The sequence below is a fragment of the Lewinella sp. genome, from assembly GCF_050633125.1.
Taxonomy (GTDB): Bacteria; Bacteroidota; Bacteroidia; order Chitinophagales; family Saprospiraceae; genus Lewinella.
Genome location: NZ_JBOEFX010000069.1, coordinates 100,683 through 113,993, shown reverse-complemented (window position 1 = coordinate 113,993; position 13,311 = coordinate 100,683). Strand labels below are relative to the sequence as shown.

Annotated in this window: 5 protein-coding genes; 1 reads left to right on the top strand and 4 read right to left on the bottom strand. The window is 45.0% G+C overall.

Annotated features, from left to right (window positions below):
• Positions 1-4,705 (bottom strand): hypothetical protein (locus ACRBG0_RS15250; RefSeq protein ID WP_431487724.1); only part of this gene is annotated, 4,705 nt, incomplete at its 3' end.
• A gap of 389 nt (positions 4,706-5,094) precedes the next feature.
• Here ACRBG0_RS15250 and ACRBG0_RS15245 point away from each other — a divergent pair.
• Entirely contained in the window at positions 5,095-7,029 is a 1,935-nt protein-coding gene (locus ACRBG0_RS15245) for a hypothetical protein (protein ID WP_431487723.1), read from the top strand.
• Between the two features lie 417 nt (positions 7,030-7,446).
• Here the strand turns inward: ACRBG0_RS15245 and pdxH are convergent, their stop codons facing one another.
• From pdxH to ACRBG0_RS15230, 3 genes are all read right to left on the bottom strand, one after another.
• The gene (gene pdxH / locus ACRBG0_RS15240; RefSeq protein ID WP_431487722.1) at positions 7,447-8,091 is read right to left on the bottom strand and encodes a pyridoxamine 5'-phosphate oxidase; all 645 of its coding nucleotides are present in this window, start codon (positions 8,089-8,091) and stop codon (positions 7,447-7,449) included.
• Positions 8,092-8,679: 588 nt separating this feature from the next.
• Complete coding sequence (locus tag ACRBG0_RS15235; RefSeq protein ID WP_431487721.1) at positions 8,680-12,120, bottom strand: efflux RND transporter permease subunit; 3,441 nt, start codon at positions 12,118-12,120, stop codon at positions 8,680-8,682.
• Positions 12,113-13,279 carry an efflux RND transporter periplasmic adaptor subunit gene (locus tag ACRBG0_RS15230; RefSeq protein ID WP_431487720.1) on the bottom strand — a complete coding sequence of 389 codons (1,167 nt, stop codon included), beginning with the start codon at positions 13,277-13,279 and terminating at the stop codon, positions 12,113-12,115. The genes ACRBG0_RS15235 and ACRBG0_RS15230 overlap by 8 nt, the downstream gene beginning before the upstream one ends.
• Positions 13,280-13,311 lie beyond the last annotated feature (32 nt).

Below are 13,311 nucleotides of genomic sequence, written 5' to 3'. Positions count from 1 at the left end.
GCAGGTTGAACCCGATCAGGGTTGCTGCTGCAAATGGGTTAGGCGTGTTCTGATACAATTCGTAAAGACCTTGCACTAGAACGTCCTTGTCGCTGAATATAATACCCAAATTATACACCTCTTCTCCTCCATCAGGCAAGCTATCTCCTTGCCCTAGCGGAATCTTATATGCCTCTGCAGCCGTGTACCGGTTATTGAAACTCAATAACTCACTCAATTTTGCCTTTCTCTTAGCGCGGACGACCAAGCTGAATAAAGGACTCGTCGTTCCAGCAACTTCTTTACCACGCATCTCTGCTGGCTTAAACCAAGCCATCGTCAGGTAGCCTTCCGCTAGATAACGGGTACCAAGATGATCGCGTCCAAAGAAGGGCTCCAGTCCATAATGGATATCTATTACCTCCAGATCTTGCCAATGAAACGTCCCCTGTAAACCGGCAAACTGCGCCAAATCCTTGACCATAACAGGGATCGTATATTCCTCCCCTATTCCCATTTCAATATCCTCTACCCAAAGGTTGACCGTCTCTCGAAGGTACGACTCCGGAGGCGATTGAAAATTAGACATGGCGGTACAATTCAAATCGCCAATTTTGACACCCACAAAATCGATATCCAAAACATCCTCTTGTACATCTCCCAGCGTTATAATTTCCGGGAACGCAGATTCCCAAGGATTAGAAGGATTTGGGAATACGTAATCAGCAAGCACAAAACGCCAGCTCGTATTGTTAGGAAACACCTGAATTATACCCAGTAAAAGCTGCCGGATATAATCAAAATCAGCCATCGTAATATCTCCGGAACCATCAACGTCCGCTGCAATCAATTGGTAAGGGCTTTGCAACAGCTCCGTTCCATTGATGTGTTTCAATATTTTTATCATATCAATGGTGTTGACACCATTCCCGTGGTCAGTATTGAGGTAAGGGACAAGGGAGAAACCTCCACCAAAGTCCAGGCCTCCAAAGTAGTAGTCGCCAACAGCATCTGTTTCATCGCTCATATTGGCACTACCGCTCAGGGTTACTTCTACCCCTTCAATCGCTTCATCCTCTTTCGTCTTAATTATTCCTCCGAGCTGAAGAAAACACTCATGTGAAAATTGGACTAAAATATAAGTATCACATGAACCATAATTCCCCTCTTCGTCAAAGGTGAAGATAGTTACAAGCGTAGTTTCCTCATAGTTTTCATCCGTGACCCACAAACTCGTATCGGCTGGGCTGGGCACAAAGGTCGAATCATTTACTTCAGAAGTGAAGTAAATGGCATATTGGGTAATAAGTGACTTACCTGATGACGGGACCTCTGGCCCTTGGCCTGTACAGTCGTAGATAGGAGAGCCACTAAAATCGATAGCCATCACTTCAAGAGCACATCCCCCTTCTGGCTGTGGGCTTAGATTTATGGTTAGACCATTGATACAGACAGCTAATGGTGCCTTACAATCAACCACATCAAAAGTGATCATCTCATTACTTTGATTACCACAACCATCTTCCACGACAATAGATACAGCATGGTAAATACTATCTCCCATTGCTGATGGAATAATGGGGTAAGCCCCTTCAAGGGTATACGTGCCATCGCTATTGGTAACAATATTGGCGATTACATTACCAGCCTCACCTGCTTCTGCAACAAATTCATCTGCTTGGATGATGTTATCACCATTCGCATCTACCGCAAAAGCATCCAACTGTGCGGAAACAATGCTCACACTGGTGTTCAGTTCATCAGCAAACAGGCCACAACCAGAAGCTACCGAAAAAGGAATAGCAACCTCCTCTTCACAATCACCATCATCATCGCCAAACTGGCCAGGTAGAAGGTCAGGGCAGTTAGCCGTCGGCCCTCCAAAGGCCAACACATTGGTCTCGATGCTTTCCACATTCAGCACCTTCACAAACTGCGTATAGCGAAAACGGCCATAATTACGCAGCCCATTCTCATCAGCGGGTAGACAAGCTTCTGGTGTTTCTGCGACATTATCGTATTGGACATCCGGCAGACTAGAATCGCCATCTACATCAGGGTGGTTGCGATCTAGTAGCAAGAAGTAACGAATATTAGTCGCATCATCCACACCATTTTCAGCGGTGCTCAAGATACCGTCACAGTTTTCATCGTCAGGGCCAGTCGTTGAGGTGATTCGCAATACAGGACGTTCAGCGGCTTCTACGCCAAAACCTGTACCAAACGGTTCACCGTCATCTTCCGTGAGGCGGGGAACTTCCCAGCCTTCTGAAGCGCCATCCCACACGCACCAGTTGATGACGTCGTAGGTGATGCTCACCTGGTTACACTCCTCTCCTGAAACAGTAGAGGGTACCGGGTCACCGATATTGATGCTCAATACATCACAGCCTGTTGAAGTAGTCACCACACCTGGGAAATCTGTTTCACTACAGTCAACGATAACGTCCTGAGGAAAATCAATCACAAAATCATGGGCTTCTGCTACTGTAATAACCTGAGTACAGTTATTCGTAGATCGCAGCACTTCCGCTATGTCAATCGCTCCATTGCCATTCACATCACCCTCCGGCAACAACTGCCAAGTTTCAAAACGACGGATGATGGTTCCCCAACCACAATCGTTGAACTGAAAAAGGGGCTGGTTTTCTACCAAGGTGTCCACTGCACAATTATCCGTACCTGTAGCTTCGCCAAACAAACTATTCATTAAAACCGAGGTAGCTGTAAAATCATTGACATACGCTCCTTCTATGTCAGCAGGAAAGCCCACTGGAGACTGCCCACAGGTGATTGATGCAGCAGCGGGCGCATAGCAATACGGAGCAAGCATATCGTCTATTTCCGCAATCGTCCAGCAGGTACTTTGTTGTCCTCCCCCATCGGTCACGCGTAGCTCTATCGTCACATTATCATTATCAATATCACAGCAATAAAAATCAACATGTGGACCCCAAGGACTCCAACGGTTAGCACTCAGGTCGCAGGTGTTATTGCGCCAATAATTTCGGCGCAATTCAAACGTCACTTCGCCACAATTATCATTGGATCCATTATTAACATCCTCAGGAAATACTCGGGCAATCCCCTCTAATCCATTCGCAGTATCTCCTCCTCCAATAAGAATAGATAGATTAGAGTTACAATTAGCGGTAGGCGAGGTACTATCCGTAATAATAAGTACCGTTTCCCCGCAAGTTTCGTTACCACAGGCATCTTCGGTACAAGAAACAACGATGTGCTCACCAAGGGGTAACTGAACGACATCACTATCATCGAGGTCCCCACCCGCAAAAAAGAATTCTCCAAATGCCAAAACAGCATACGTCGTAAGCACTGCGGAGGAACAGCCATTGCCATCCGTCACCTCTGGCACAGGCACTGCAAAATGGGCAAAACAACTAAATGGAGAGGAAGAAATCCTTATCGTATCCATCAGGTTAAAAAAAACAGGCCCTACCTCGTCATCTACGGTCACCAACTGGGGAATCATCAGGCTACCCTCCGGGGCACACTCATCCTCCAGGCTCCACTGCCGCCGGTATTTATAGATTCCATCACACACCACAATCCTCGGTTCATCCACGTAGCTGGCGCCAAGATTCAGATAGCTGGAATCCAGCTCTACATAGCCTGCGGCCGTCAATAGCAGTGGCCTCCCTACGGCTGCTACCGAAGGGTTATCGTCAGGCCCTCCGACTTCGCCATCTACAGGAAAGTTTTCATCACATTGCACACTGGCCGAATAAGCAGGCCATTGCACATCTGCTAAAGTTGGCGAACGAAAAGAAATCAGTTGCTGGCAGCTGGTAGTAGCAGGGGTGCAATTTTCGTCTATCGTTTGCACCTCAAAAGTCCGGGTAATGGTCAGCCCTTCACAGGTCATTCCCTGACTAAGTTCATCGTTCAGGCGCACTACCATCGGGCCACAATCACCACTTACTGCTGGTAGCCCGGTGTAATTCAATTGTGCCAGGAAAGCATTGAGTTGCGCTTCATCACCTGCAAAAAAAGCAGCAAGCGTAGCCACTGTATCCAGGTTTCCTGCTTCGTCGACGATCCATTGCTGAGGGCTGGAAAACAGCACTTCACTCGTGTCCGTAAGCAGCAAATCAAACAACAGCGGATGTAATACTGGGGCATCGAACCCACTCAGCGTACCTGCTGTTTCGTGATAGGCCGTCACCTCCCAGCTTCCTGCCTCACCTACGAGTTCATTGGAGATCAACAAACTGTAAGTTTCGTTGGCACGCAAGTCAAAACTCAAATGTTCTTCTGGTAATGGCAAAACACCTGGTAGCGGTAATAAATAGCTTCTTTCGGCACTTTGCATCAAATGGCTACAAGGGTTATCAACATTGAAGCTACCTTGGGACAAACTAAAATTACCCGCAAAATCGGCGCCCATAAAAAAGGTATAAATCCCCGATACACTTGGTGTGAAGTTGACCACATCAAACTCATGCTCCCCCTCTGCAACTTGCAAGTAGGAAGAGAAACAACTGTAGTCCAGAAAATTAATGGTTGGATCCCCCAGCTCCAGCGATCCACTTATTCGTTGTAATCGCTTGGTTTTCATGACCTTCCCAGTCGCTGCCGGGCATACTACATCAAGCGGAGGCAGCATTGGCGCATCAGCCAGAGAAGAACTTCCAATAAATAAACTTGCGAACAGGAGGAGTAACGAGTGAGAGATCACTCTTGAAGAGTTGCGTCTTTTTTTCATTTTTGAGAGCTTAAAAAGTTAATGGGAATATTTCGCTATCAAAATACGAAACTTAAACCTTTTGCAAAGGATACATTATCAATTATTTGCAATTAAAACACCCTTCTATGTTCATCCTCTCCTTCTTTTGGGGCCGTGCCATTAGTAGCGTTGCTGCGCCGCCGCCACTACGGCACCAGGCTGTTCGCTCTTTCCGCTCCTTAGGGGTGGGTTTTACCCCCCCCTAAGAAGCGGAACCGCTGCCATCCCTCGGCCTTGCCCCCTCCGGGCCCCGCGCTCCGGCCTCACGGCCTGCGCACCGATTGCTACTTTTACACCTGTTTAGTCGGTGGGTTCGTTAATGGCACTCGAAGAGAAAAGAGAAAACAACTCGGACAAACCCGGACAAAATGGCCAAGCAGTTAATTAGGGAGTATTCATTGCTTATTTTTACCAAAATGAATACCTTAATAATGAGAAGCAACAGGCCGCTCTACCTATTTTGTTTCGCCTTGGTCGCTTTCTTAACATGCTGTGCCCTCGGTTGTAAGAAAAAGGCAACCGGACAACCGGACAACACGTTTTTCGAAACCCAGAATGCAGCTCATGGAGGCGACTATCTGGCGACCTATCCCCTGTCCAATGCAGATTCTTGCGTCGCACGACTAAAAGCCGAAGTGCCTGCCGATCTTCAACCTTGGGGCTGCCTAAGTATTTGGTACCACATGCCGAGAACCAACCCTGCTGTAAATTTTCGGCTCTTGGAGCTTTACGAAAAGAACTACCCGCATGATACGGTGTTTGCTTTTGCCCAAATGGTACGAGGTGAATTTTATGTAGACCTGGCCAAATTTGACTCTGCCCAGGTTTGTCTGGCGGATGCCCATGATCGGTATATCCGACTCCATCGCCCCTTAGATGCCAGCGATGCCACCTACCTGATGGCTCGTAGCTACTTGTATCAAAATAATTATGCGGATGCCCTCCAAGGCTATTTTGAAGTATTGGACTTACTTAATATTAATGACACTACTTTCTCCCATCGACGGGCTTATCTATATAGAGATATAGCTATCGCCTATGAACGCAGTGGCAACAAACCCCAAGAATTGTTCTGGTGGAAAAAGATGTGGAACGCAAACGCATCAAAACTGGATAACCCCGGGCGATTCAAAGCAGGAGTAGCATCTGGTCTCAGCTCTTATTATTTAAGGTCAGACCCTGATTCCAGTATCATTTGGACAAAAAAAGCGATTGAGCTTTTTAAAAAAGAGAATGAATCCTCCCCTCCACCTGCCAGGTTTATCTACTGGCTGGCAAGAGCTTATTTTATGAAAGGAGAATGTGAAATAGCACTCCCTTATTTCTTAGATGCCTACCAACGAAATCTACACAAAAGCAACCTTTTTAGCCATTACCAATATGGACTGGCACTTGGCGAATGTTATTTATGCTTAGAGAAATTAGACTCGGCAGAGATTTACCTTACGGAAACACTGGCCACACCTGACACAGGCAACTTAGCAAAGAGCTACGAACTACTGGGGGAACTTTATGCCAAAAAACAACGCTACCAAAAGGCATGGCTGGCAGAAAAAGAGAATTTTCGACTGACTAAAGCCAAAATCACCTCAGACAGGATAAAAGCAACTGCTAATGCAGATGCTCGCTTCCGATTGGCGCAAAAAGCTTATCAAATTGAGGCCTTGGAATCACAACACGAAATCACTCGCCAGAAAAATCTCATTGTATCCCTCCTTGCCTTACTTTCAATAGGCTTACTATTATTCCTCTATCAGAGACAACGTGTTAAACACCAATTGATAGAAAAGGAAAAAAACGCCTTAGAGCAAAAAAAACAATTAGCGGAAACCAACGAACGCCTGAAATCACAAGAATTACTTCTTGCGCAGAAAGACCTGGTAGAAACAAAGGCAGAACTCCACGCAACCATCGATATTCTATCACTTAAAGATCAAATAATAGAAGAACTACAACTGCGCATTACAGATGCGAATTCCCACTCAGCGAAGAATAACGATAGGACACCTGATAATCACTTAACCAGTATGAAGATACTGACTCCTGCCGATTGGGGGCGATTTCAGCGACGCTTCAATGAGCAATTGCCTGATATTATCCCAAAAATGAAATTGGACTTCCCTAATTTAACATCCGCTGAAACTCGTCTATTTTTACTCATCAAATTAGGCTTTGAAACGTCTGAGATATCAGAAACGCTGGGCATTGCCCGAGATAGTGTTTGGCGTAGTCGACATCGACTGAGTAAAAAATTAAATCTACCTGACACCAGCACGCTAGATACCTTCATCAGCACATTCTAATGTGCTATACCCGTTACTAGGTTCTCCTTGGGGGGAGAAAAAAAAGAACCAGTCATTACGCCTAAACATAGTGACTGATTCTTGAATGCAAAGTGGTTTGGTAAAGGGTTGTAGCTTGTGAAGCCAATACTATCAGGCCCTTAAATGCTTCTTTTCAACCTGACAAACCGGAAGTAATTTTCATCTGTAATTTCCGCTGAAAAGAGCGTGTTACACTACTGTAAAAGTCAGTACTTACAACTTTTGTGTTTATTGTTTGGGTTAAAAAGCAATGCAACAACGCTATGCTACAAAAGAACAGCTATCTTTCAAAAATCCATCCTTTTTGGACTAGGACAAACACCGGACAAAACCAAAATCGTGTTAAGTTCAAGGCAAGTTCATGAATTTTCCTTGAACTTTGATTGGTGGCCCCTCCTATGGTGCCAACCGCTCGCGCAACCATTCTCCATCCACCAACCGGTAGCGGATACGATCATGCAGGCGGCTGCTCCTCCCTTGCCAGAATTCAAAGCAGTCGGGAATAAGGCGAAAGCCACCCCAGTTGTTTGGCAAGGGTAATTTTTCCTGATCAGCATAAGCCTCTTCCAATTGAATAACTTTATTTTTCAGGATTTCACGGTCAGAAATGACCTGACTTTGTGGAGATGCTGTAGCTCCTATTTGTGACCCCTTTGGACGAGACTGAAAATAGTCGCGCGAGGATGTTTCGCTAATTTTTTCAACAGTACCTTCAACTCTTACCTGCCGCTGCTGGGCATCCCAGAAAAAAACGAGACTGGCGACAGGGTTAGCTACCAAATCCTGCCCTTTTTGGCTATCATAATTGGTATAAAACAGCAAGCCATGCTCGTCTACATGCTTGAGTAACACGATCCTTGCTTTAGGCCGGCCATTTGCAGCAATCGTTGCCAGCGTCATGGCGTTAGGCTCTCGTACCTCCGATTCCTGAGCGGCAGCAAACCACTGTTTAAATTGATCGAACGGACTAGGGCAAGTATCTTCAATGGAAAGTTCATCCTTATTGTAGTCCTCTCGAAGATCTCCTAAATCTAATAGCATAGTCTAATGTTTTACTTTCTTCCTTTAAAACACCTCTGAATCTATGAAGTTTAGGGGCATAAAAAAACCCCATCAAAGGACGGGGTTCGAAACAAACACTATGAACAACACAAATTCTTAAGAGGATGAAAAAAATCCCCCAACCAAGGGGGGATTCTAACTATGAACAAACACTCACCCAATTGTATTTTGGACGGTAATTAAACCGTATTAATCTTTCTTATAACACAAATTAAAGCCCATAACGCTTCTATAATACTACATAAAACACAACAAATGTGACATAGTAAACGGCAATAATGGGCAAAAAAAAGCTGGAAACTTACGTTTCCAGCGGAAAATCATATCACATGAAAAAAATTACATCTTTATATTCACTCTCAAATAGAGGAAAATTTTGCAGTTCATTTGTAACCTTGGAGACCAAGTGATTACAATGCAAACATATATTTTTTTTCTTATACTTCCTAGGTTAAGTGGGCTTTTTTTTGAAAAAACGGAATTTACTCAACCCTAAATAAACAGGACACCAACAAAGTATCTTGCTATATATGAAAAGTGATGAAAAAAAAGGTGTCACAAAAATTCTCACTCTGTTGATGCGTTCTTTACATTCTTTTTCGGCCCGAATACACTATTTATCCATAAACGGGAGCGATATGCCAGCCAGTACATAACCGGAATAACGACCAATGTAAGGAATGTAGCAAAAGTCAAGCCATAGATAACCGTCCAAGCCATCGGTCCCCAAAATGCCTGATTATCTCCACCAATAAATATTTGTGGGTCCCAATCAGTAATCAATGAGAAGAAGTCAAAGTTAAAACCTATCGCAAGTGGTACCAAACCAAGAACCGTTGTAATTGCGGTTAATAACACGGGACGCAAACGTGTAGCTCCTGCCTTGATAATACTATCTCGTACATCCTTTGCATCCAATTCGTACATGCTCTTCAGCCCCTTGGCTTCGATCTTTTTGCTTATCAAAAGAATGATATAATCAATCAAGACAATAGCATTGTTCACGACCACTCCGGCAAGGGAAATAATCCCCACACCAGTAAAGACTATTGAGATATCCTGTAGGAAAATAGCATACCCAAGGAATACACCAATTGTACTAAACAAAACAGAAAGGATAATAATAAAGGGCGCCGTAATACTATTGAACTGAGCAACAAGAATGATAAAGATAAAGAACAGCGCTGCCAAAAAGGCCCCACTCAAAAACTCCGTATCTTCTGCCTGTTGCTGCTGCTCACCGGTAAACTCGTAGGTAAACCCAGAGGGCATATCAAACTGTCCCAGAGCCTCATCGATCTGACCAACAATCTCGTTGGCATTATAGCCATCACGAACGTTAGAAAAGATAGTTACTACCCTATCCAGATCTTTCCGCTTAATAGACGAATAAGTACTAGAGTATTCCATCTCTGCAACGGCTGAAATAGGCACTTGCACGATCTGGCCATTACCCGGATTCCGGAAAGTAACCTTCTGATTCATCAGGTCATCAATACTAGACCTGGAGTCCTCGTTTAGCCTCACAAAAATCGGGTAATCCTCTTCTCCCAATTTGTACTTGCTTACCTCCTTACCAAATAAAGCCGTACGAATAGTAGAGGCCACATTGTAAGTAGAGATACCGTAACGACGGGCAGCTTCACGGTCAACTGTAATGATCAACTCTGGCTTACCGATTTTTACATCTGCCTGTAGTTTCTCGATACCCGGAATTCCTTGCTGGTTGATGTATGCAATGACCTCCTCCGAAAGGATTGCTAGTTGGTCAATATCCTCGCCTTGCAATTCCAAGTTAATAGGCTTACCTGTTGGTGGGCCATCGGCATTTTTATCTACTGAAACAGCTACTCCTGCAGTACCACCAGTAACTTCACGAATTTCTTCCATGATCTTAAAAGTAGAAACATCACCACGCTCACGAGCCGGCACAAAAGAAACCGTCAAGCGGGCACGATTTGGCGAAGATCCCGGTTCTGGCGGACCATTAGGGTCGGCGGTGTCTTCCCCTATTTGGGTAAGGATCGACTGCACAACATCTCCGTAAGGTTCCACCACTTGTGTGATCTTCTCTTCCAGTTCTGCTACTACCCTATTGGTTTTTTCAATATCCGTCCCAAGTGGCAGCTCCACAAAAGCATTGACATACAAAGGATCTGAACTTGGGAACAAGTCTACCTTGGGTTGTCGAATACCCAGCAAAACCAATGATAAAACGAGTAGTACAAAGGTTCCCACAAAAATCTGCCACGGCCGCTCTAGGGCCCATTTCACGAAGTGATCGTAGGCCGTCTCCAAGCGAGGCAAGAAATTATTTTGAAAACGCAATGCAGAAGGACGAAAAACAAAGAAATGCAGAAGACTTACAACCGTTGCAATCAGCATAATATTGAATAGCCAACCTGCTCCTGCCAATAGTCCTAACACACCAATGAGCATCATTCCTCCTGCAAAGATCAGTACGTTTCGGTTTTTACGCCGACGTTCTTCCCTGGTTCCTGCTATCTCTTCCATCTTCATAAAAGTGGCTGAAAACACAGGATTAATCACCAGTGCTACAAACAAAGAACTGGTAAGAACAATGATGAGCGTAATCGGCAGGTATTTCATAAAACTACCTACCAACCCTGGCCAAAAGGCAATCGGTACAAAAGCAGCTAAAGTCGTAGCCGTTGAAGCAATAATAGGTAAAGCAACCTCTCCTGCCCCCTTCTTGGAAGCCTCCATCAAGGAATGCCCTTCCTGAACGTAGCGATAGATGTTTTCAATGACCACAATACCATTGTCCACCAAGAGTCCGAGGGCCAAAATCAAGGCAAAAAGCACCACGATGTTTAGCGTCACGCCACTCATGTAGATAAACAAAATCCCCATCAGCATACTCAACGGAATAGCGATACCTACAAAGAGGGCATTACGTAACCCGAGGAAGAACAAAAGGATCAAGGTCACCAGGATAACACCAGAGATAATACTATTCTCCAGGTTGGCTACCTGCTCACGGGTATTATCCGACTGGTCGTTGAATAAGCTAATATTCAAATCCGAGGGCAATGCATCAACCTGTGCTTCTGCAATGATGGCCTTGAGGTTATCTGCGGCAGACAGCAAGTTCTTTCCCTGTTTCTTGATCACATTTAGTGACACCACCGGGTTGCCATCAGCACGAGCGATACTGGTTCGCTCTTTGTAGCCGAAGGTCACCGTTGCAATGTCCTTGAGGTAGATAGGGCGAAGGTTTTCACTCTTCACAATCATATCTTCTATTTCCTCTACTGACTTGAACTCCCCAACGACCCTTACTGCTCTACGGAATTCATTGCGAACGATTTCACCGCTTGAAAGCGTGAGGTTCTCCGAAGCAATAGCGTTTTCAATATCTGTGAAACTCACCTGAGTGCTCTCCATGCGGCGTAAATCCACATCAATCTTCACCTCGCGTTCTCGGTCGCCTTTGATTTCAGCACGAGCTACTTCATCAAGGGTTTCAATTTCATCCTGTAGGTATTCCGCGTAGTTGATCAATTCATCCAGCTCATACTCTCCGGAGATATTGACGGTAACAATAGGAATTTCGGCCAGATTAATGTCCATCACGGTAGGATCCTGATCCAAATCAGAAGGCAACTCCTGCTTTGCAATATCTACAGCATCCTTTACTTTGCGGACGGCTTCGTCAATGTCTTCACCACTGTTAAACTCAACGGTGATCACCGAAAAATCCTGAATAGAGGTGGATCGAATTGTTTTCACACCATCCACCGACTGTAATTCCTTCTCCAGTTCACGGGTTACCAAACTTTCGATATCCTTTGCAGAGTTACCAAAGTAAGGGGTATTAACATAAACCTGAGGAAACTGTACCTCCGGAAATTGCTCTTTAGGAACAGCAGAATAACTGCGCAATCCAAAAAGCAAAATCATAAAGGCCAGAATAAAAATACTGGTTGCATTATCAACGGCCAGTTCCGTTAGCCCAAACGAGCGGTATTCTTTATTCTTAGCCATTATTAGCCGGTTGATTTATTTTAATGAGTTGACCATCAGTAAGGTCACGTGAACCTTCTGTAATCAATTGTTCGCCACCAATAAGGCCTTCTGTAATGATGACATTGCCGTCGTAAGACTCCCCTATTTTCACATAGTGCTTACGGGCAATCATACCTCCGTCTTCATTTTCATCGAGGACAAATACGAAGCGCTTGCCACCTACTTCTTGCTGCACCCAATCCATAGAGATTGTTACGACATCTTCAGCAACAAACTCCTTGATTTTCATTTCCGCCAGCAGATTAGGCTTCAAATCAGGGTTAGTAGGCAGCTTTACTTCTACCTTGAAGGTACGGTTAGCAGGGTCAACGGTTTTGCCAATAAGGCTTACTGGTAGCGTCTGTTCTATACCCAAAGCCGGTACTGCAACCTCTACTTTCTCCCCACGGCTTACCGAGCGGATATAATTTTCTGGCACATCAGCGGCCAACTTAAGTTCGCTGGTATTGAGAATTTGAATAATCGGTACGCCAGGGCCCGCCAATTCTCCAGACTGTAATACAACGCGTTCCACCACTCCGGAAATCGGAGCATAAACTTTGTTTTTCGACAACTGAAGGTCTAGGGTACTCAGGCTTTTTTCCAATCGCTCTTTGTTGTTCTTTGCCTGAAGGAACTGAATCTCCGAGCCAATGTTCTGGTCCCAGAGGCGTCTCTGTCTCTCAAAAACATCAACAGCCAAGCTTAGTGTTGTTTCCAACTCTTCTCGTTGTTTCTGATAGCCTTCTACATCTAAAACAGCGATCAGTTGACCACGGCGAACGGTTTGCCCTTCTTTTGCCTCAAGTTGCAAAATGCGCCCACCTATTTCGGCGGTAACGTCAGTCAAATCTTCTGCCGTAACACTGCCCTGAAGGACAACATAACTGGCAAAGTCGCTTTTGGCTACCTTTGTAGTAGCTACTAAAATGCCGGCATCCTGGCTTTCTGGATCCTGGGCAGCAATAGCATCTTCCAGGGTTTTGATCTCATCACTTAAACCTTTCAGTGCGATACGCTTCTCCCGAAGAAGGGTTTTCTTTTCGTCTAAGCTGGCGGGGAGTTCTCCCTCTGGCGCTTCTGCCTGACAGCTGGCAAAGATCAGCGCCAGCATCATAAATGGAATGAAAAATTTCATAAGGTATGCTAGTTAGCAGGTTGATATTTTAA